This is a genomic window from Sphingobium fuliginis, from assembly GCF_004152845.1.
In the GTDB taxonomy this organism is placed as follows: domain Bacteria; phylum Pseudomonadota; class Alphaproteobacteria; order Sphingomonadales; family Sphingomonadaceae; genus Sphingobium; species Sphingobium fuliginis.
The window spans coordinates 563,388-584,586 of record NZ_SEON01000002.1 but is presented as its reverse complement, the minus strand read 5'-3'; the positions used below and the strand labels follow the sequence as shown (position 1 = coordinate 584,586).

The 21,199-nt window shown below is 58.3% G+C and carries 14 protein-coding genes; 12 read left to right on the top strand and 2 right to left on the bottom strand.

Annotation, left to right across the window (positions count from 1 at the left end):
* Nucleotides 1–4 precede the first annotated feature (4 nt).
* The 3 genes from EWH10_RS07555 to brxL are packed head-to-tail and all read left to right on the top strand — an operon-like array spanning nucleotide 5 to nucleotide 7,660.
* The gene (locus EWH10_RS07555; protein WP_130029929.1) at nucleotides 5–3,334 is read left to right on the top strand and encodes an Eco57I restriction-modification methylase domain-containing protein; all 3,330 of its coding nucleotides are present in this window, start codon (nucleotides 5–7) and stop codon (nucleotides 3,332–3,334) included.
* Nucleotides 3,331–5,610 (top strand): BREX-1 system phosphatase PglZ type B, encoded by a 2,280-nt coding sequence (pglZ, locus tag EWH10_RS07550; protein WP_165363342.1) that lies wholly within the window; start codon nucleotides 3,331–3,333, stop codon nucleotides 5,608–5,610. The genes EWH10_RS07555 and pglZ overlap by 4 nt, the downstream gene beginning before the upstream one ends.
* A gap of 1 nt (nucleotide 5,611) precedes the next feature.
* Complete coding sequence (gene brxL / locus EWH10_RS07545) at nucleotides 5,612–7,660, top strand: protease Lon-related BREX system protein BrxL (protein ID WP_130029927.1); 2,049 nt, start codon at nucleotides 5,612–5,614, stop codon at nucleotides 7,658–7,660.
* 476 nt (nucleotides 7,661–8,136) lie between these two features.
* Here brxL and EWH10_RS07540 read toward each other — a convergent pair whose 3' ends face one another.
* Together EWH10_RS07540 and EWH10_RS07535 are read right to left on the bottom strand one after the other, a co-directional pair.
* Nucleotides 8,137–8,277: a helix-turn-helix transcriptional regulator gene (locus EWH10_RS07540; RefSeq protein ID WP_308507645.1), complete on the bottom strand. Its 141-nt coding sequence runs from the start codon at nucleotides 8,275–8,277 to the stop codon at nucleotides 8,137–8,139.
* 172 nt (nucleotides 8,278–8,449) lie between these two features.
* Nucleotides 8,450–9,952: a hypothetical protein gene (locus tag EWH10_RS07535; RefSeq protein ID WP_130029926.1), complete on the bottom strand. Its 1,503-nt coding sequence runs from the start codon at nucleotides 9,950–9,952 to the stop codon at nucleotides 8,450–8,452.
* Between the two features lie 155 nt (nucleotides 9,953–10,107).
* On the opposite strand from EWH10_RS07535, the gene EWH10_RS07530 reads away from it, so the two are divergent.
* From EWH10_RS07530 to EWH10_RS07490, 9 genes are all read left to right on the top strand, one after another.
* Nucleotides 10,108–10,560 carry a hypothetical protein gene (locus EWH10_RS07530; RefSeq protein ID WP_130029925.1) on the top strand — a complete coding sequence of 151 codons (453 nt, stop codon included), beginning with the start codon at nucleotides 10,108–10,110 and terminating at the stop codon, nucleotides 10,558–10,560.
* A gap of 95 nt (nucleotides 10,561–10,655) precedes the next feature.
* A complete protein-coding gene (locus tag EWH10_RS07525; RefSeq protein ID WP_130029924.1) occupies nucleotides 10,656–10,835 on the top strand; it encodes a hypothetical protein in 180 nt (59 codons plus the stop codon).
* Nucleotides 10,836–10,982: 147 nt separating this feature from the next.
* Nucleotides 10,983–11,744: a nucleotide-binding protein gene (locus EWH10_RS07520; protein WP_130029923.1), complete on the top strand. Its 762-nt coding sequence runs from the start codon at nucleotides 10,983–10,985 to the stop codon at nucleotides 11,742–11,744.
* A complete protein-coding gene (locus tag EWH10_RS07515) occupies nucleotides 11,741–12,325 on the top strand; it encodes a hypothetical protein (protein WP_165363341.1) in 585 nt (194 codons plus the stop codon). Before EWH10_RS07520 ends, EWH10_RS07515 begins: the two co-directional genes overlap by 4 nt.
* Before the next feature lie 293 nt (nucleotides 12,326–12,618).
* A complete protein-coding gene (locus tag EWH10_RS07510; RefSeq protein ID WP_130029921.1) occupies nucleotides 12,619–12,942 on the top strand; it encodes a plasmid mobilization protein in 324 nt (107 codons plus the stop codon).
* A complete protein-coding gene (locus tag EWH10_RS07505; RefSeq protein ID WP_130029920.1) occupies nucleotides 12,939–14,435 on the top strand; it encodes a relaxase/mobilization nuclease domain-containing protein in 1,497 nt (498 codons plus the stop codon). The genes EWH10_RS07510 and EWH10_RS07505 overlap by 4 nt, the downstream gene beginning before the upstream one ends.
* 403 nt (nucleotides 14,436–14,838) lie before the next feature.
* Complete coding sequence (locus EWH10_RS07500) at nucleotides 14,839–16,029, top strand: DUF6361 family protein (RefSeq protein ID WP_130029919.1); 1,191 nt, start codon at nucleotides 14,839–14,841, stop codon at nucleotides 16,027–16,029.
* Nucleotides 16,026–17,825 carry a phospholipase D-like domain-containing protein gene (locus EWH10_RS07495; protein WP_130029918.1) on the top strand — a complete coding sequence of 600 codons (1,800 nt, stop codon included), beginning with the start codon at nucleotides 16,026–16,028 and terminating at the stop codon, nucleotides 17,823–17,825. Before EWH10_RS07500 ends, EWH10_RS07495 begins: the two co-directional genes overlap by 4 nt.
* Complete coding sequence (locus EWH10_RS07490; RefSeq protein WP_165363340.1) at nucleotides 17,825–20,764, top strand: DEAD/DEAH box helicase; 2,940 nt, start codon at nucleotides 17,825–17,827, stop codon at nucleotides 20,762–20,764. Before EWH10_RS07495 ends, EWH10_RS07490 begins: the two co-directional genes overlap by 1 nt.
* Nucleotides 20,765–21,199: the final 435 nt, after the last annotated feature.

The following is a 21,199-nucleotide window of genomic DNA, read 5'->3' as shown; positions in this document are numbered from 1 at the left end:
TGCAGTGAACAATAACTATCTCCCGACTGCTCTGCGTCGCACCCTAGAGAGGACAGTGAAGGAAGCGAGAATCGTTGCTGAAGATGGCGCGCGAGACGCCATCCGACGCCTCGGTGTCGCAGACAGCAAAGCTCCGACCCACCTCAGCGATGATGAAAAAGAACTGCGCCGCCGACTGCGCGCCCATGCACGCGCGCTGGGGGACGCATTGGATAAGGGCGATGACACTCAGGAAACAAAGCGGCTCGTCGAAGCGGCGGCATACGCACATTGGCATCGTATGCTCTTTGCGCGCTTCCTGGCTGAGCGAGGGCTTCTCCGGAACCCTGAATATGACGTTCCAGTCTCGCTCGAGGATTGCCGCGAGCTCGCCGAGGCCGAGGGACTAAGCGACGCTTGGGCTATCGCGGAACGATATGCGGCATCAATGCTGCCGGCAGTGTTCCGGATCGACGATCCGGTCCTGGCGCTAGATCTCGACCCAGTTCACCAACAAACGCTACACCGGCTAGTCACAGGCCTCGATCCTGAAGTTTTCCAGGCCGAGGACAGTTTGGGCTGGACCTATCAGTTCTGGCGCGCAGCAGAGAAGGCCGCGGTCAATGCCTCAGGTGTGAAGATAGGGGCAGATGAATTGCCTGCGGTTACGCAACTTTTCACCGAGCCCTACATGGTGCGCTTCCTGCTGCACAACACACTTGGGGCCTGGTGGGCGGGCAAGGTGCTCGCGGCCAATCCTGTGCTCGCTCGAACCGCAACAGATGAGGACGCTTTACGCACGGCCTGTTCGCTGCCCGATTACAGCTTCGATATGCTGCGCTTTGTGCGCGAAGATCAGGATGGTCACTGGCGTCCTGCAGCAGGTACGTTCGCCGGCTGGCCAAAAGAGATCAAGGCAATAACGATTCTCGATCCTTGCTGTGGGTCTGGGCATTTTCTGACCGAAGCATTGGTAATTCTGACGGCGCTTCGAAAGGTCGAGGAGCATTTATCGCCTTCTGATGCAGTTCCTGCTGCGCTCCGAGACAATCTTTATGGCCTAGAGATCGACGGGCGTTGCGTCCAGATTGCCGCATTCGCGGTTGCATTGACCGCTTGGCGCATGGGCGGCTGGCAGACTCTACCGCTGCCACATATTGCCTGGGTTGGCGCGGCACCGCCGCTTCCCAAGAAAGAGTTTCTTGAGCTATCACAGGGTGATGTACAACTCGAATACGCGCTCAATGCTCTGCACGATCTTTTTAGCAAAGCTCCTCTTCTCGGAACCCTTTTGTTGCCTTCTGGTGGAGATCTATTTGAGACAGAGAAGCTAAAACAGATCGAATTACTCTTAGATAGGTTGATCGAAAAGGCTCGAAAGGCAGAGCCTGAAAACATGGAAGGTGTCATTTCTGCCCGAGGCATGGCTGATGCTGCACAGATATTGCATTCGCACCACACTCTCCAGATTACAAATGTTCCATTTTTAGGGCGCGGCAAGCAAAACGCCGACCTAATTCAATATATAGAGCAGAGATTTCCGAACGCAAAATCAGACCTGGCAACTGCAATGATTTCACGAATGACAGGACTATCAGATGCTGGCGGAACTATTGCGTTTGTTTCCCCTCAGAATTGGAATTTTCTGACAGGATATTCTGATTTTAGATATGATCTATTGTCAAATTTTGAATTTTCATTTGTTGCTGCGCTCGGAAAAAATGCATTTGAAACCATTTCCGGAGAAGTGGTTAATGTTTCTCTGACGGCGTTCACGCGTAGCAGGCCGACCGAGAACTCATCATTCGCCGGAATTGACGCAAATGCGTTTAACAATGAAAAGGAAAAGGCGAACGAAATTACATACGGTAATGTAAATATATTACAGCAGAAACTTCAGAAAAGCAATCCAGATCACAGGATTACTGTTGGTGGAGCATTAACAGGCCCTCTTCTGTCGAGCTATGCATCGGCATGCCAGGGTATATCTCCAGCCGACTTTCCCAGGTTTGGTCGTTACTTTTGGGAGGGCGGCCGATCTTCTGACTTTGTTTTCTGGCAGAGCACCGTTTCTGAAACACAAAATTTCGGAGGGAGAGAGCTAGTTCTTTGGCGCGGAGAAGGACTTGATCGAGCGGTTCAGTCCGGCCAGGCTTACATTCGCGGTTCGGAAGCATGGGGGAAACGGGGGGTCGCAATTCGTCAGATGGGATCTCTTCCGGCGACTTTGTATGAGGGTGACGCCTTCGATACAAACGTCGCAGTGATTATCCCTAAAAAAGAGGATTATTTATTGCCTATTTGGGCATTTTGCTCTTCTTTGGAATTCCAGTCAAAAGTTCGTCAAGTTGACCAAAAGGTCAATGTTACAAATGCAACATTAGTAAAAGTGCCGTTTGACCTAAATAAATGGACTCAAGTATCTGCGGAGAAATATCCCTGCGGACTACCTGAGCCATACTCTGAAGATCCGACGCAATGGCTTTTCCATGGGCATCCTGCGAACTGCCTCGTCGGTAGCGCTATACATGTAGCACTTGCTCGGCTCTGCGGTTATCATTGGCCTGCCGAAACTGACAAGACAATGCACCTTTCACCAGAGGCTCGAAAATGGGTGTCTAGGGCAGTCGAGCTACCTCTTGGCGACAATGACGGATTAGTTGGCGTCCCCGCAGTAGCAGGGGAAAAGTCGCTCGCCGACCGCCTCAGAGAGTTCTTGGCAGCCGCTTTCGCAGGCGATTGGACCGATGCTCTGGAAAGTCAGCTCGTCGCCGAAGCTGACAAAACATTCGACAAAAAGGCCGCCCGCGATGGCTCACTGGAAGCCTGGGTGCGCGACCGCGCCTTCCGCCAGCACTGTGCTCTCTTCGGTCAGCGGCCATTTTTGTGGCACATCTCCGACGGCCTCAAGGACGGCTTTTCGATCTTCATTCACTATCAGCGCTTCGATCAAGCCAGCCTTCGCAAGCTGACTTACACCCTGCTTGGTGACTGGCTCGCACGCGCCAAGGCCGAGAACAATGCTCTGCGATATGAGAAGGGGCGTGAATTGCAGCAGAAGCTGGAAAAGGTGCTGGAAGGCGAGAAGCCATTCGACATTTTCGTGCGTTGGAAGGCCCTTGCACAACAGCCGCTCGGCTGGGATCCCGATCTGGACGACGGCGTGCGGCAGAATATACGTCCGTTTATCAAGGCCGGTCTGCTGACACACGACCTCTCGAAGATTCTGAAGGACAAAGATCGCGGCACCGATGTTAACTCGGCGCCCTGGTACTCCATGTTCAAAGGCGAAAGGCGCAACGACCACCATACGTCGCTTACCGAAAAACGTTCAGCTCGGGATGCAATGAAGTGACTCCACTTGACGCCCTCGTTGCCGCTCTCCGTGATACCGCAAGCTACAATGCATCAGCAGAATCGCCACCTGAAACCATTGTCTGGTGCGATGCGAACAGTGAGTTTGTATCACTGATACCTACGCTGCGTGAACGCCTTCCTGAACTTTTGACTTACGGCGACTACAAATTCGCAGAACGTACTGGTCCAGCAGTATGGATTCGTGCCGCCACGGCGGGTGCGATCGATCGAGTCACATGGCCCCAAGATCTAACGCCAATCATTTATTTGCCTGGTGTGGCGAGAGATATTTTGAAAGGGGCGGAAGACTGTCCGCCACTATTACAGCCACTTGTCTGGTTTACTGTGGCCGGTTCGTTGTTCGGTCACGTGAATGGCAAAGACTGGACGCTTCGTGCTTTCCTGGTGAGCGAGCGAGGAGCGCTTCGCTTGCGAGTCAACGACGATGCTGCAACGCGCGCGGCGCTTGGCGAAGCCGCGACACGCTTGTTTTCTCGGCCCATCGATGAACTGAGAAATAGAATTTGGGACGCAGATCAGTTCAACAGTTTACTTGCACCCGATCTTGATGCCGACATGCTCGATTGGATCGATGGTCAGTTAAATGAAGCAGCTGATTCCGCGCGATTTCAGGCGTTTGCCAACCTCTCTGCAAGACAACTCGACTTTGATCCTCGCAAGCTAGGCATCCCAGATGCCGTTCGGAGGTTAACCAAGCGCGATGGCCGCTGGCGACAAGTCTGGGCCCGTTTTGAAGCGGCGACCGGATATGAGGGCGTGGTCTCTGCACTCGCGATGCAGGAGCCTACCGGCCTCTTTGACCATGAGGATAACCCGGACGCCTATCCAAAGCTCAATATCAAAGGAGAGGCAAAGCTTCGACAGGACCTACTGAGCCTTTCCGATCTTTCACTTGAGACGGCCCGCGCGCGCATCATGGCGTTGGAGGACGAGCACAGTTGGCGCCGAAAGACGATCTGGGCACGCCGGGGAGAAGCACCCCTTGCACAAGCCCTTGTCCATTTAGTTGTGGTTGCCGCTGCAAAGCCACTACCTTCTCACGATGGGTCGGCTTTGGCGAGAGCATATGTCGATCAAGGCAGTGCAGTTGATTGGGCAGCCATGCAGGCCCTGGCTGCCGCGCCGCGCCAAATTGATCGCGAGGCTGTGACCGCGGCGATCCGCGCGATTTATTTGCCTTGGCTCGAAGAAGGAGCTGTCGCGCTCCAGGAATTGTTGAAGACAAGTAAGCTAAAGCTTGCCGCTCCGCCTTCATCTTCCCCCGATGCAACCACAATTCTATTCGTCGATGGCTTTCGGATGGACTTGGCCCGGGAATTGGAGCAACGCCTGACGGCGCAAGGTTTGAATGTCGCGCTCAGCTGGTCTTGGTCGGGATTCCCAACTGTAACAGCGACGTGCAAACCAATGGTCACACCCGTCGCGCATCTGCTTTCCGGTCCGTCGCAGACTTCAGATGTTCTTCCACTCGCACCCGATGGAAAGGCTGCGAGTAAATCGGTGCTCTACAAGTTGATGAAGAGCCAGGGATGGGAGACAGATAACGCCCTGCTACCCAACCAGAACCTCTGGGCTGAGACTGCCGACTTTGACGAAGAAGGCCATGCGCTAGGCGCGAAGCTTGCAGAACGTCTCGATGCTGGTATCCGCGATACGGCGGATGCTGTTATGCAACTGGTTCGGACCGGTCGCAAAGTCCGGATTGTAACCGACCACGGATGGCTGCTCATGCCCGGGGGGCTTCCCGTAGCAGCCCTCGACGCTGGTTTGACCGAAGCTAATGGCAAGCGAACGCGATGTGCGATGGTGAAATCGCGCGCCGAAACCTCTTATCTCCAACTCCCTTGGACATGGAGTGACCAGGTCTATGTGGCCGCGGCAACTGGAGCCCGATCATTTTACGCCGCCTATGAATATGCCCATGGCGGCATCAGCCCGCAGGAATGCATTTTGCCAGTGATGGACATTAGCGGAAGCGCCTCCAGCCGCGATGTTTCGATTACGGAAGCGCGCTGGGAAGGCTTACGACTGCGGATCGCTGTTGCAGGCGGAGCTGATATGCGTGCGGATGTTCGGCTGGGTGTCGAAACTGCGGGAATAAGCTTGGCTAAGGGCGGCAGAGTGTTGGATGAACACGGAAAGACATCAGTTTTGCTCAGTGATGACCATGAGGGCCAAGAAGCATCGATCGTGATTCTAGATGACCATGATCGCGTAGTTGCACATCGAACAACGAAGGTCGGTGGAGAATAGTATGAATGCTTTGGACTCCCTCGATCTGAAAGCGGCAAACGCATTCCCGGGCCATATTGTCCGTAAAGACCTGGTTCGTCGCTTTCGCGGACAATTTCCAGTGCCCACCTATGTCGTCGAGTTCATGCTTGGCCGCTACTGCGCGAGCACGGAGCCGGAGGAGATCGAGGAAGGTATCCAGATGGTTCAATCCCAGCTGTCGGATCGGACGGTCCGTGCCGGTGAAGAGGAATTATTCAAGTCGAGAGCTCGGGATCGCGGGGCAGTCCGCATCATTGATATCGTCACTGCGCGTCTCGATGCAAAGACAGACAGCTATCTCGCAACATTGCCCAGCCTGCGCCTAAACGATGTCCGGATCGCGGATAAAATCGTTCTGGATCATGACCGAATGCTCACCGGCGGTTTTTATGCCGAAGTCGAGCTCGGCTATGACGCTAGCATCGCTCAAGAGAAAGGCGGCCGACCTTTTGAGGTAATGAGCCTCCGAGAGATCCAGCTCTCAACACGGGATATCCTGGATAAAATTGCTGCCGGGAGGGCGCAGCTTAGCACGCCCGAGTGGAAGAATTTCCTATTACGCAGTGTCGGCCTGGAACCAGAAAAGCTTAGCCAACGTGCACAGGACGCCATGCTGCTTCGCATGGTTCCTTTCGTCGAGAGCAATTACAATATGGTTGAGCTGGGACCACGAGGCACCGGTAAGAGCCATTTGTTCCAGCAAGTTTCGCCATATGCCCACCTCGTTTCAGGGGGCAAAGCGACGGTTGCGCGGATGTTTGTCAACATGTCGAACGGCCAGCGCGGCTTGGTCTGCCAATATGATGTCGTCTGCTTCGATGAGGTGTCGGGCATTTCCTTCGACCAGAAGGACGGTGTGAACATCATGAAAGGTTACATGGAGTCTGGCGAATTCTCGCGCGGCCGCGAGAGCATCCGGGCCGAAGGTAGCATCGTGATGGTCGGCAATTTCGATGTCGATGTTCAGCATCAACAACGTGTCGGCCACCTCTTTGGCCCGATGCCACCGGAGATGCGCAACGATACTGCCTTCATGGATCGGATCCACTGCTATCTGCCGGGATGGGATGTTCCGAAGGTAAGCAAGGATCTTTTCACCAACCAATTCGGATTGGTGAGCGATGTTCTAGCAGAGTGTTTCTCTCGGCTTCGCGCCGAGTCCAGAGTCAACGTCCTTTCTGGCCGCGTTCATTTCGGAGGTGCATTGTCTGGGCGAGATCAGAATGCCGTCAACAAGACGGTTTCTGGATTGCTGAAGTTGATATTTCCTGATCCGTCCATGGAAGTCCCTGATGAGGATCTGGAATGGGCCGTGCGCCTCGCGCTTGAAGTTCGGCGTCGCGTAAAAGAGCAGCAAAAACGTATCGGTTCCGCGGAATTCCGGAACACACAGTTCAGCTATGTCATGGGCCTGGATGGCGTCGAAAAGTATGTCGCCACACCAGAACTGCAGAGCGAAGACAGCATTGGCTCTGATCCGCTGCCACCGGGACAAGTTTGGGCGATAAGCCCAGGTGGCCAAGATGAGGCAATCGGCCTGTTCCGGATCGAAGTGACAGAAAACTCGGGAAGTGGTGTTCGCATCCTGAACCAATCACCTCCGCCGCCCTTCAAAGAAAGCGTGAAGATCGCCGAACAGAATCTGTATACCCGATCGCGCGAATTGGTCGGTGACCGCAATCCGAAGGAGCACGAATTTGCTGTCCAAATTCGCTCCTTTGATGCCGCAAAGAATGGCGCCCAGCTTGGTGTTGCTGCGCTCATCGCGTTGTGTTCTGCACTGTTAGGCCGGTCGCTAAAGGGCGGCCTTATCATCGCTGGAGGCATAAATCTGGGCGGCTCAATCGAGCCTATTCATAACCCAATCGACGTAGTTGAGTTGGCTTTGGAAAAAGGCGCATCAACTGTGATGATGCCCGTTTCGTGTCGCAAGGCACTGATCGACCTCTCCGATGAAGTGGCCACAAAGATCCAGGTTCTGTTCTATGGCGACGCGCCCGATGCGTTAAGAAAATCCCTCCACGAATGACGAGAATATTCAAGAATTGCATCCGGAAGTTTAGAGGGGCGAGGGCATTCAAGGTGGTTTCCGGGGATCTAACCAACGGAAGCAAAATGGAAATCCCGACTTTGGCACCTGCTCCCGTGTGGCTTTCACATTCCGCGGCCAGAGATGTGCTGCGCAGATGTCGATTACTGCGAGTAGCGAGTTCGTGGTGAAGAAGGGATCTGCGGCGCGGATCAAAACGACTAATAACACCATCCGCAAAGGGGACAGTCGCGTAACGCTCCGATCTGATCGCCAAGGGCATTCCGGTGGAACAGAATAATGGCATTCTGTTCACCTCGGACTATACGGTTGCGGCTGCAGCAGCCACGTATCGCTCCGGTGAGCGCGGCCTTGCGGTCATCTGCTGATATTTTGACATGGCGGCGGTCAATCAACCATCATGAAGGAACCGGACTCGGCCTCTGACTGGTAACAATCAGGGAAGCACGTCATTCTCACCTTGGATTGATGCACCAATCGTCTATTTCGTCTTCTCGCCAGCCGGCGCAGTTGTGCGAGATCTGAATTTGCGCCGGAAATGATCCTGCCGCAATTTTGTTGTACAGTGTCGAGCGCTTCAAACCCGTTCGCCGCATCACCTCGGGAAGCCGCAGAAAGCTGGATGCAGAACGATTGTTTGCTGCCTTCAACTCGGCCGATGCCATAGATGACATACATATAGGAACGATGGCCGCGACCAGGCTTTGTCGCTCCTTAACAGACAAATACCCCAAAGCCCGCGTTAGGCTTGCAACCAGGTCGGTCAACTCATCCAAATCGACTCGGCGCTCGGGGACTTCTCCGTGAGCGGCTTTCCAATTTGTATTTAGGGCGCGGGGGTTGGTCATGCCCAACCTTAGGCTTTCTCGTCTCCTTCTTGGAGGTAGACGATTTGAGATTTAATCCAATCCTGTAGTCGGGCAGGAGATCTATCTCGTGAACTCCCGCTAAGCTCAGCTTGTTATCCAGAGGCACTGCTTCTCGATTGACAGCCCTCTTCATTGGATAGCCTCGCTTTGCATCCCTGAGCAGGGATATGCCCGCCACGTTGCCGTCATGATCGTGCGAGTTCATTTGCGATGACAGATGACAAGGCTTGCCATCGGAATCAAACGCCGTGCCGGCTTGGCGATCCTCAAGGATCAACGTTCTCATGACAAAAAGTATCGTCTTGGCCCCGTTGTGCCGTTTGGCTGGGAGATCCTCTTTAAGCCATTCCCGGAACGCTAACTCACGATGGCTAGGATTTGGCGACGTCAGCTGCCTTTTTCTTTTTGAGAGGTTCATGAGTCGCAGTGCGGCAAAAGCTATTTGGACCCCGGCGCTTATGCCAAAAAAGTAGGTCGATGCCGCTGTGCTCTTGAAGTTTTCAATATCCTCTTTAGTTGGGCGCTTGAATTCTGGGTCATTTTTGGCTCGATCGATGATTTCTTTAACCTCACCAAACGTTTGATAAAGTTCGTCACTCAGCCTCCCAAAATTGCCATCTTCGTCCTTCTTGGAGATTCCTTTTGATTTAACAACGCTTTTGGCGAAATTTAGGTTAAATTTCGATGCGAGTATGGGAGGACGACCCTGTATTAGCGGAAGGTTATTGGCTTTAAGATGGTTCTGACGATAGCGATAAACATAGGCGTCGGCAATGTCAGACATGAGGTCTAATATACCCCGCTCTGTCATTTCGGTGTAGTCAAAGGGTAAGAATTGTCCGGCATCCAAAACCACAGCTCGTGCTGCGAGAACCTGAATTTCAAACATTGAATAAAGCACAAGCATATCTGCGAGACATGCTTGTGCGCGGGTTAAATCCGTACTTCCCAGCTGCAGAGTCGCTAAATATTCCAAAGGCTCATCGAGATGTCCGCTGATGACATCGAAAAACAGACTATGATTCTGCTCACGCATCTCAATAAGATTTGATGCTAGCTTGCTCGTGTCGATCTTCAAAGCGTCCGCAAGAAGGAGGCGGGCTTCCTGATGAGGGCGGACGCAAAGCATGTGATCCAAAAGGCCAGTGATCTCGTCTTGATCTTTGTCTTTGAGGTCGAGGGCGAATTCCCGTGGCATGCGGATGCGATGGTCCATCAGGTGTCCGATGGGCAGGCTCGCAAGATCTTCTTCAACAAACAGGCGGCTGAGATATGTTTGCCGGTCCATGCCATGCGTTTGAGCGCTCAGGACGGCCTCCCGCGCCAGGGATTTCACTACCGCCATGTCCACGGACCCGTTCCCAAACGCCCGTCCGATGAAATTCGAGGGATCTTCAAACATCTGGTTTCGCTCCGGTGAACTGGCCCGGAGCGCTGTGGATGAAGACCCTAAAGTTCTGATTAAAAGCCGAATCGTATACCAATCGAAGCCGTCGCTAGCTGTGTACGAACGTCCTCATCGAGCCGCAGTGGTTCGGTTTAGATGAGGACGTAAAGATGACTAACGATGAAGCGGAACTTGGTACGGAAGTTGCGCGCGAACTGCTCGCAGATCGCGAGCTGCTTGCCGCGCCGCAGATAGCGGCCGCCCGGTTCGTGAAGGCTCTACTGGCGGCGAACCCTCGGGTGAAACTGCCGTCGATCGTCGCCAACCAGAAGGCCAGAGATTGGATGGAGGCTGCCCGCGTCACGCCGTCGATCCTCCGTGAGGCGCTGGCCGCTGGTCGCAAGGAGTTGAAAGCGGTCAGCGCTGAAACCGCGCTGAAGCGGCCGAAGAAGCGCCAGAGGTGTGCGCCCGTCGACGCGGAGCCGGTCTCGACGCGGAATGCGCGGCAGCAAACCGCTTTGGGAACTCCAGTCCCGTCCAGGGCGAGCAGCGCTCACAGTGTCGCGGCTCCCAAGCCAGCACCTCGTGCTGATCTCTATAGTGATGTGATGGTGCCGAACTAACCCTTCCTGCCCAAGCCTTGCATCAAAATGGCGGGCGGTTTGATCGTGTCATCTGCCCGCAATTCTTCGAAATAACGCCCAACAGGACTCAAATCATGACGATGATTATCGATCAAAATGCTGACTTTCGCCGTGAGCATCATGCTCTTGAAAGGCCCTCGGTGATCTTCGCCACCGGCGACAAAGGAGGGACGGGTAAGTCGTCCAACACCTTAAACCTTGTGCGTCTGTCTCGAGCCGACCGGCCTCAGGCTCCTATGCCGAAATTACGTTGAAAGCTCAGGCGAGCGCAAACTAGCCGGCCGATAACCCGCACCGGCATAGATTGAAGAACTGCCGCTAGGCGCTCTGCGCTTTCCGTCACCAGCGCTCAGCAACTCACAAGCGGTTCCTATCGAACAAATTTCTCTGGAGTGCCCGTTATGTCCGCAAAGACAGGATCAATCTGCCCGGAACTTCCGCCGCTCGCAACTTCACCGCCTCTGCCCATCATTGTCGTCAATGGTGATAAGGGTGGGGTCGGCAAGTCTCTCATCGCGCGTATTTTTGCCGCATTTCTCCGGTCAGCCGGCTACCTCGTCATCGGTTTCGATTGCGATGCGCGCAATGCGCATTTGGATCGCTACTATCGTAGCGTCATGCCGGTGACGCGGGCTTATCTTCGCCATACGGATGGCTGGGCATTGCTTCTTGATGGGTGGGAGAATTCCCCTCCAAATGCCGTCCTCCTGGTCGATATGCCCGGAAATATTGGCGACGCGATGGAGCGCGAGATGCACCGGGTGCATCGGGGTGTAGCAAAGCTTAATCGCGATATTTTGCATGTTTGGGTGATTGATGAGGAGCAAGACAGCATCACTCTGTTGAACCGCGTCAAAGGTTTCGCGCCTCCAGAGCAAACTCTAATAGTGATGAATGGTCGGTTCGGCGACAGTCCCCGCTCATTCGTGCTGTGGCACGAGTCTGAGCTTCGTGACGAATTGCTCGCGGCCGGCGCGTCGGAGACCTTCGTTCCGGCGCTGCAAATTCGGCCTCGTACGAAGATCGCGCGTGCACGTTGCCCGTTCGATGATCTGTCGATGTTGACCCTAAGCGTATCCGAACAGGTCGATTTTGAGCTGTGGTGGGACGACGTCATTCGAGCCTTTCGTCCGTTTTGCGTACAGTCGGGGCTGGTCCAATGAGACAACTTGTCGAACAGATGTATCGTGATCTGTTGGAGCGCGAAGCAAGTTCCGAAGATTACGTCAAAATGGAAAAATTCCTACGGCGCCTTCCTGTGGGAATGCGGGACTCACCCGGTGTCCTTGCTGAGATAATCTTCCGGTTAGAACATATCCGCCAGATTGATGAAGTCGTCCAGAAGGCCTCATTCGAGGCGCAACAGACCGTTCATCGAGACCTACCCAAACGAGTTGAGAAGGCAGCGGAAACTGCCTTCTATACCTTCCGCGATCTGATGCCAGTCGACAGTCGGGACGCGATGGCGCGCCTGTATCGCTGGGGCGCGTTTTGGATGCTGTTCGTTTTGATCTTCGGCCTCGTCACTGGTGGGGCCAGCACCAAATGGTGGCTCTCGCGTCCGGAAGTACGCCACCACGCAATCTCGGAAATCAACTTCAATCATTGCATTGATGCCGTCTTCGGAGCAGCAGCGATCAAACAGCGGAATGTCGCGAAAGATGCAGATTACGGCGTGGAACAGTTCCGCAGCGACGCTCGCATTTGTGCGGCAGAATACGCCGACCGCCTCGCAAATCAGTAATAGAAGGCCCGTCAGTTCAACGATGTTGTACTGACAGGCTGTCCCCTCCGCCTTCGGCTCCGTCCGCAGATAGCTGCGGGTTTAAGTTTAGTGTGCTTTCAAATTAGCCTGGGAGGAAATTAGCCAGGGCTGGCCTTCGACTACCGCGCATCAGCGCGGTGACGTCAGCTTTGTCGCGTGGCCGCTCTGGCGCTGCCTCAGTCGAGGCCGGACCTGGCCGGGGAGGAGCGTTGCCCTCCCCTGGACCCCTCCCTCCAAGACTTTTCGAAACCCTTGTTTCTGGAGAAAATGAAATGACCCATCGCTCAGGCAGCGAGGTTCGTGTGCGCACCGTCGTGCTTCCAACCCGCTGGGCTCCTGCCGAATATGATCTCCTCCAGGAGATCGCAAAACATTCGGACATCTCAACTGCTGAAGTGCTCCGCCGTTTGGTGCGGCAATCGCACCCCCAGCTCATTCCTTCGCGTCAGTTGGTTCATGATGTCCGGCGTATCGGCCAGAACATCAACCAGATTGCGCGTCATGCGAATACCGCGCGCTCCGTCGAACTCGTGGGCGAGCTGCAAGCCGCCTATGCAGACCTGCTCGACGCCATCCGCAGGATGCTTGCGTCGTGATCCCCTCAATCACATGGGGCAGAAACTTCTCCGGCCTGGAGATATACCTCACCTACGATCGCGATCACGAGATCCTCGATCTGCGCGAGGTTTCGTCACTCGGGAATGCATCAGCGGAGATGGCTTTGGTCGCCGAGCAGGCGCCTCGCGCCAAGGCGGTCGTGATGCACATCTCGCTCTCCGCGGCCGTCGAAGACGGGGAGCTGTCTGACGCGACATGGAAGCAGATCATTGATGATCTGCTCGACGAATTCGGCCTTCACGGTCACCAGCTAGTTGCCGTCCGCCATCGCGATAAGCAGTATGACCACATTCACCTCATGATCTGCACCGTGTCGCCTTTAACTCTCAAGACACCTTCGAAGCAGGCTTTCCTCGCGCCGCACGCGCGCCAGAAGGGGGTACCTTCTTTCGCCCTCAAAAAGCCGGAGGTTGAGCAGCTGCCCATGGCGAATATCGTGTGGCGTTCGTTCAATCAGTTTGCACTGTTTCGGCTTCAAGACCTGTGCAGGACGATCGAGAAGCGGCTCGAACTGCGCCAATTGCGTACCCACCTCGAGATGGAGTTGGCACGCGAAGCCGGGCCGTCGCGTCGGACCAAAGCTGCCCATGAACATCGACAGGCCCGAACTGGTGAGCGGTCTTTGCTTGAAAGGGCTGATGACATCCGTGCCGCTCTGGAACTTCCAAGTTGGCATCAAGCTGCACGGGCTCTCGCCGCCATCGGTGTGGGCTTCGAGGCTGCTTTGCGCAAAAGCAAAAAGACAGGGGCGAGGATCGTTGGCCTGACGCTGTTCGATCTGCGGAGCGTCAATAACCGGATTAAAGCCTCCGATCTGGATACCGCGGAGTGCCGATATGGGTTGCTTCAAATCGAAAAGCGCCGCCCTGCGGACGCTATCACCTTTGAGCGGTGGTGGCCTGAAAATACCGACTATCTGCGCGCCTGCCCGGAGATGAAGGTCGAAGAGGTGCGACCAGACCGGACAGAATTTAATCTATACCGGACGCAGCATTTCGAGGCGCGCCGAATTGCGCGTCTCGAGCGGGAGAAGCTGAAACGCTCGCACCGGGCAAAGCGGAAGGCTCTGTCTGAGCGGTTGACCAAACAGCGCAAGGAGGAAACTGCACGTCTCCCTTCATCGCAAAGGCGATCGTTCAGCGTCGCGTTCACGAAGAACGTGCGATTGCCTCAGCTCAAGGCGCTGGACGATGAACATCGGACGCAAATAGGCAAGCTTCGACTACCGCGCTTGTTGAGCTACGCGCTTTTCATGGCGCAGCACGTGCCCGAAAAAACCGTGGTCAAGCATAATGATCCGGTGTTCTACGAAGTGCCCGCTCACAAACCAAGCACGAAGGAAGCTGTTGTGGAGCGATCAGCCGTTGCCCCCCTGCACACGCAACCGCATGCTGAACCTCCGGTCGAAACTGACGCCGACATCGATCGTCAACTGGCCTGGCTTGCGCAACAATCAGGCCGTTCGCGTTGACATTGTGAGAGAGCCGAGCTCCGCCAAGGCCCCCGGAATTGCGAACCCGTTCTCAGACATACGACCGTTACTGTCGCAGAATGTTGCACAACTTGGCTCGTCTAAAAGGCGTGGAAAGTTAACAAGAAAATCGTAGCTCCAACGAGCCGATAGCGTTAGCTGGACGCGGAAAATGGGGGGCTGATTTGCAAGAAGCGGAGTTTAAGGCTTGGCTTGCCGAGCGGGGAGCAAATACTGAGAGCGGTCGAAACACTCCTGCGCATGCAGTTCCGACTATCGAGAATAATCTTGCTGCGCTCGGCTCTTCTCACGTGGCTCTCGCAGCGGCATGGACCCTCGTCATTGGCACGCGGCTGATGCATGAGCGGGAAGAGCTTGCTCTGACCGGCATAGGAGCGGTCAGATGACCAGCTCGCCCGCCATCGGATGGTTCATGCTCTCGGAGGCCGATCGCGACGCGGCCCACCGGTTCCTGTCGAAGCTTTCGTCGGACGGGACGCGCGACGAGCTCGGCTTCGCACCGATCCACTTCGCGTTCGCCGACCGCTTCTTCCCCGGCACCTCGGTCCAGCATCAGCAGCTTCGCTACGTGTTCTTCGTTGCATGGGCCTATCAGGAGCTGCTGGCCGCGAGCTCCGGCGGCCGCTTCGACAGGGACCGGCTGTTCGAGATCGAGCGGCGCTACTCCCGACGGCTGATGGAGGGCGTCCTCCAGCTTCAGAACTCCGGCATTTCGGGCTGGATGAAGTATCAGGCCCAGGAGCGGCCGGTCGTCCGCGCGAGCACGATCTACTGGACTGCCCTCCGGTCTTGGCAAATCGCCAGCCCGATCGCGGGCATCTCCGGCGCTCCAACCGAGTCCCAGCTGCAGGCCGCCTGGCCAAGGCTGCTGTCGCGGGAGGACAGCGACGCGCTTAGGACGTCCATCGCAGAACTCTTCGATGGAATTCCACCAGCGCCAGCGGGTTGGACCCGCAAGACCGGACCTCTCGACTTCGAGCTCCGCGACAATGAGGCCGACTACATCCGCCGGAAGTGGCGGAAGGCTGGGCCAAGCGGAACACGCCCGCTTCTCAGTCGACTCGCGGAGGCTGGCGTCACGACAGAGTCTCTATGGGCGCGCGGGGTGAAAGCCGTGGCCACTGAGGAAGAACGCGAGCTGCTGGCGCTCGCGCGGAGGGCGGCATCTATCGCCTGCATCGCGCGCGCCGCGTATGCGGCCCTTGTCGAGGCCAAGCGCAACGTCGATCTGGAACTCAACGACCGGTTTCACGCCGCGGCGCTTCCCGGCCTCGTCGCTGAGCATCGCCAAGCGGCGCTCGAAACCGACGTCGACGCGCTGCAGGCCGCAACGCGTATGGATGCCAATCTGACTCGCTTCGTGCGGGAGATGTTGGAGTGGGTGCGGTCCGACGGCCCGCTCGACGATATCGCCCGCCCGCTCGAAATTCGCGAGCGCGAGCTCAAGCGCGAGCGCGCCTACCTGCTGAACGCCAAGCGTAGGGCGGAATGGCGCAAGGGAGTCGCGACCCCGCTCGACTACCGGTGGCCGGTCGTGCGCGAAATGATAATCCGGGTTGGGAGGCCGCAATGAGCTTCGCTCCGAAAGACCGAATATCCGTGTTCGGCACCCTTCGGCCGGACTTCGGGCAGTCCGTCTCCAAGGTCGTCGTCGCGACCTACTCGCTCGACCTCGTCGCACTGCTCGGGCTAGTCCTGACGCTCGGCGGCGACGGAGAGGCCGAGTTCGAGAACTCGCCGCTGAGCCTTGTGAAGGCTTTCGACAGCGTGCGAGGCAAGCTCCGCGTCCTCCATCAGATGGGGCGGATCGTCGCGCCCAAGGCGCACAGGTCGATCCTTCCGCTGCTCGACACGATGGTCGAGGCGATCCCCGCGAACGAGCGTCGTCAGAGCTGGCATCCGAAGGTCGCCCTCGCTCGATATGATGGCGACCCCGTCCAGTGGCGCTTCTGGATCGGTAGCCGGAACCTGACCGGCTCGCGCGACCTTGATGCGGGTCTTCTCCTAGTGACGTCGCGCGACAGGGCCGCGCGCCCGGTTGCAGACATCGCAGAACTGGCGCGAAACCTTCTGGTCGAAGGCGAGTTCACCTCGACCGAACTTGACGAGCTGCGCGCGGCGCGCTGGCTTGCTCCCACCGGGACGGCCGTCCGGCGCCTGCTGTGGAGGAGGCCTGGCGAGACTAGGCCCTTCATATCCGCGCCTTTGCTGGATCGGGCGGAGATGGTTAGCGCGGTCAGCCCCTTCATCGACAGGACCGGTTTATGCGAGGTGCTGCGCGCTGGCTCACCCCTCGTCACCCTGCTCACCAATGATGTGGCGGCCGGCGAGTGCGCGCCGCTTTCAGGTATAGATTTCCGAACGGCTTCGGCGCCCGAGCCAGAGACTACGGTCTCGGTCGAGCAGCAGACCGAGGACAGGACTGCGGAGTTCACCGAGCCCCTACCAGAAGGCGTCCACGCCAAGCTGATCGCTGTCAGCAAGGGGAACCAGTCTGCCATCATGCTCGGCAGTGCGAACCTGACCAAGCGCGGACTGCTGGGTCCAAACGCGGAGGCCGTGGCCATCCTTGACGTCACCGACAAAGCGCTGGCCGGCTCGCTGCACGGCTTCGCTAAGTCAGGCTTCGAGTTCGACCCTTCCCGGGTGGACGGGGAACTCGCGGAGCGGGAGGAGAGCCAGCGGCAGCTGGACGAGCGAATCGCCCTGTTCCTCGAGTGCGAGCTCGGCCTCAAATACGAGGACGTCGGCTTGACGCTCACCCTCGGCGCAGGCGCGGACACCGCGCTTGCATCCGCGCGTTTCGAGGCCGCGCCTTTCCTCGATCCCGACGCCTGGGTCCGTATCGACACCGGCATGCGGAGCGTTCAACTGCTTCGCGGCAGCATCGTGCCGAGCGAGCAGACCTCCCTCGTTTCGTTCCGCGCGACCAGCCTGAAGGATCCGACGATCCAGCGATGCTGGGTTCTCTCGCTACCTGTCTCGGGCTTCGACCGCGATCGGCGCGACCTAGCGCTCCTCGCCAGATACATCGGGGCCAGCAGGTTCCGGGATTGGCTACGCTCACAACTCGACGGTCTCGACGGCACGGCGGGCGAGCGGTGGTCCGATGGGCTGCTGAAGTCCCGCGAGGGCGATCCCTCGCGGATACCTGAGATGTTCACATTGGAGACGATGCTGTCCGTATGGGCTCGCGATCCGCGCGGCTTTGAGCGGCGCACTGCCGGCATGATGGCGATGCTCGACTCCTTCCGCGAAACCTTCGAAGAACTGCCTGATGAGGAAGAGAGGCGCGCAGCGCTCGCGGACCTGTCGGAGGTTCGGCCCTTCCTTCAAACCGTCCACGACGCCATTCATGGAGGCGTATGATGGAACTGGCACCGTTCCAGTCCCGGACCGTCGAAGTGGCGAGCGAGGTTCTCAAGGCCAGCGGGTCGCGCCGCTTCCTCGTAGCCGACGAGGTCGGCCTCGGGAAGACCGTCATCGCCCGGACGATTGCCCAGCGGCTGCAAACGGGACGCAGGCGGCTGAACGTGATGTATCTCTGCCCGAGCCTTGAGATAGCCGGTCAGAACCGGCCGAAGTTCGTCTCGCTCACCGGTATCGACCCCGAGCAATACGATCCCGGCGGCGACCGGCTCGCGTTGGTCCCTGGCTGGCTGCCTGAGGAGGGAAACGGGTTCCGGGTATTCACCTTCACACCTGAAACGAGCCTGCCCGGTTGGAAGCCGGGCCCGAGGACCGGGCGGAAGGCAGAGCGCGAACTGATCCGCTCAGCGCTCGACCGCTTCCCGGCGTTGCTGTCGGCCGTGAAGCGGCTCGACCGCGAGCGCGCGGCCGGCGGACGACGCCTGCTCGCCGACCGCGGTGACCTGAACGGCTTCACCGCCGCTGGTATCGAGCGGGCGATGCGGGACGTCTTCGATTGCCCGTCGGAAAGCATCGAGAAGGCTGCCATGAAATGGCTCGATCGCGAGGACGTCGACATAGTCGAGTTCGTGGGGCGCTTCCGATCGGTTCTCGCACTGGCTGCCCTCCGCCTTAGGACGGTCAAGCCCGACCTAGTCGTCCTCGACGAGTTCCACCGATACGCTGACCTCATCATTCCGAAGACCGAGACGTCGAACGTCCCGCTCAAGCAGGAGCGTGCGCGGATCCACCGGCTCCTGGTGGAGGCACTTCTCGGCGGCGACGAGCGACCAGCGGTGCTGCTGCTATCGGCGACGCCCTACAGGCTACGACGCCTCGGCGGCGACGAGATCCACGAAGTCGATCACTACCGATCACTTATCGATCTCGCTGGCTTCCTCGCTGACGACGATAGTCGCCGCGCCGCGGTCGAAGACGCGATGCGCGAATACCACCGGGCGCTGCAGACGACCGGGACGAGGGACGCGATCCGTGCTTCGGTCCTCGCCGCTAAGGAGAGGCTCGAGGCGCTCCTCCGGCCGCTGATGGCGCGGACGGAGCGTGCCCTGGTGCACAAGGAGGATCTGTTCGATCGCGAGAACCCGCAGGTCTCGGTGGAGACCCAAGACCTCGTCGTGTTCAAGCATTTCGCCGAGGCGGCGGGGTCGGAGTTCGCTGGCTGGGCGCCAGCGATGTGGACTTCGATCCCGTACCCTGCGCAGACGATGCAAGGCTACAAGGTCTGGAAGTCCCTCAAGACCGCCAGGCCCGCTCCGATCGAAGCCGGAAGCGGCAAGGGCAGCCTGGCGCACCCCCAGCTGCGCCATCTCGCCCAGCTGGTCGGGGATCCGGGCCACCTCTCGCTGCCGTGGCAGCCGCCAACCGTCGCTTGGTGGCGACTGGAGGGCCCGTGGTCTAGCAGGCGACCGCTACCTGGCAAGACGCTGCTGTTCAGCAGGTGGCGCGGTGCCCCGACCGCCATCTCGGCGCTCCTCTCAATCAACCTGTTCGGCGGACTTCGCAAGCCAAAGGAGAAGGCGCCGGTCCCGCTCCTGCGACCGGGCGGCAGCGAGACCGGTGCGCTGGTCGGACTCTTCATGCCATGGCCCAACCTGCCGCTCGCGATCGAACCGCAGAAGTCCAGCGGCACGACGCTGACGAGCGTCCGGGCGGACGCCCGGCGGCAGCTCGAGGCGTATCTGCTGGCGAAGCGGATCCGCGTCGATGGGACGGAGAAACGTCCCACCTGGATCGTCGCGGCTGGGATCGAGCGCGAGATCAATGGGACCACATACCAAGGCGTGTCCCGGCTGGCTGCAAAGGCCACCAGGGGTGCGAAAGCCAAAAACTGGTCCGACCTGCCCAAGATTAACCGGGTTTCGCCGGCCGAGGTGGCGGCGCTCAGTGAACACCTCTTGTCATCGCCGGGATCGATCTTGGCGCGATGCCTCGTGCGTCACGGCGTACCGCAACATCGACCCCGGGACCGACAGCGGACATTTGCATTCTCATGGGAAAGCCTGCGACCCTATCTCGGCCACAGGGTCTTTGCCGACCTCATCCAGTCATCGTCCAAGAAAAAGCGCTATCCGGACGCGCTTGCCGACGCGATGCTCAAGGGGGGCTTCGAGGCCGTGCTGGACGAGCAGATGTGCCTCCTCTCCAGACTGGGCGATGCCGAAGGACTGGAGATCGTCGAACAGCTTTCGGCGGGTCTGCTCGACCGTCCCGGCCTCGTGCAGTTCCGCCGCGGCAAAGCCAACCACCGCGTCCCGGTGCAGGCTGTCACCCCCTTCGCCAGTGGCGAGCAAAGCCGAGGCGGCAAGAAGGGCGGCAGGCGCCTCCGCAGTGACACCCTGCGCCGCGCGTTCAACTCGCCCTTCTGGCCGCACATGCTCTGCACAACGTCAATCGGCCAGGAGGGGCTGGACTTTCACCTGTGGTGCAGCCGGATCGTCCACTGGGACCTGCCAGGCGATCCGGTCGACTTCGAGCAGCGCGAGGGCCGCATCGCGCGATACGGAAGCCTCGCGGTCCGCCGCTCGCTGGCGCGGGAGCACGGCGCGCCTTCGCTCGCGGCCACCCGTGGCGCGAGCCCGTTCGGCGAGCTGATCTCGTTGGCTAGGAGGATCGACAGCGATCGCACGGGACTCGAGCGATGGTGGCTTCCGGCCGAAGGCCGTCCAACCAGCGTCAGCTTCGACTGGCGGTTCAGCCATCGGGCCGCCCGACGCGACCGCATGCTCGAGGACCTGCTCTACTACCGGCTCGCCCTGGGCCAGCCAGACCCCGAGGCCTTCGTCGCGATGCTCCGCCGCGTGGGGGCTGATGAAACCGGAGGGCGGGAGCTCGCGATCGACCTCTCCGCGATCTCGCGGGTCTCCGCGGCCTCGGGCTGAAGCGGTCTTGCACGAAGGTGGATCTCGCCGCGAGACGGTCAGGAGCCTGGCAGCGCAGAACGGTAACTTCGGAGGAGTTCTCGGTATCGGTGTTATTCGGTACGCGACGCGCCCGATCGGCAGCTATCCCACATCCGAGCTCCGAACCGGCCATTCGCAATCGAGCATGTACCACCTCGCATGGTCCGACGTGTCAGCTGGCACGGCACCTACGGTGACCGCGAACGCTTGCCTCCTCTGCAGATCGAGGCCGGCCCCACTCGCGAGGGGGATGAGGCGGGGGCTGCTCCGCACGATTGGGCGGAGGGTGGAGGCAACGGTATGCGTAGTGACCGCCTACTCCTTTTTTATGACAGCTCTCTTGGCGGCTACAGTCACCAACTCTTATGGCGCAAATCTCATATTCTTCAGATCGACGCCCCGAACTCGACAGTT

What these genes read in the sequence shown, in the direction of transcription:
- brxL (WP_130029927.1), top strand. Translation starts at nt 5,612, where the DNA reads ATGAATGCTTTGGACTCCCTCGATCTGAAAGCGGCAAACGCATTCCCG.
- EWH10_RS07540 (WP_308507645.1), bottom strand. Translation starts at nt 8,277, where the DNA reads ATGCGGCGAACGGGTTTGAAGCGCTCGACACTGTACAACAAAATTGCG.
- EWH10_RS07535 (WP_130029926.1), bottom strand. Translation starts at nt 9,952, where the DNA reads ATGTTTGAAGATCCCTCGAATTTCATCGGACGGGCGTTTGGGAACGGG.
- EWH10_RS07530 (WP_130029925.1), top strand. Translation starts at nt 10,108, where the DNA reads ATGACTAACGATGAAGCGGAACTTGGTACGGAAGTTGCGCGCGAACTG.
- EWH10_RS07525 (WP_130029924.1), top strand. Translation starts at nt 10,656, where the DNA reads ATGACGATGATTATCGATCAAAATGCTGACTTTCGCCGTGAGCATCAT.
- EWH10_RS07520 (WP_130029923.1), top strand. Translation starts at nt 10,983, where the DNA reads ATGTCCGCAAAGACAGGATCAATCTGCCCGGAACTTCCGCCGCTCGCA.
- EWH10_RS07515 (WP_165363341.1), top strand. Translation starts at nt 11,741, where the DNA reads ATGAGACAACTTGTCGAACAGATGTATCGTGATCTGTTGGAGCGCGAA.
- EWH10_RS07510 (WP_130029921.1), top strand. Translation starts at nt 12,619, where the DNA reads ATGACCCATCGCTCAGGCAGCGAGGTTCGTGTGCGCACCGTCGTGCTT.
- EWH10_RS07500 (WP_130029919.1), top strand. Translation starts at nt 14,839, where the DNA reads ATGACCAGCTCGCCCGCCATCGGATGGTTCATGCTCTCGGAGGCCGAT.
- EWH10_RS07495 (WP_130029918.1), top strand. Translation starts at nt 16,026, where the DNA reads ATGAGCTTCGCTCCGAAAGACCGAATATCCGTGTTCGGCACCCTTCGG.
- EWH10_RS07490 (WP_165363340.1), top strand. Translation starts at nt 17,825, where the DNA reads ATGGAACTGGCACCGTTCCAGTCCCGGACCGTCGAAGTGGCGAGCGAG.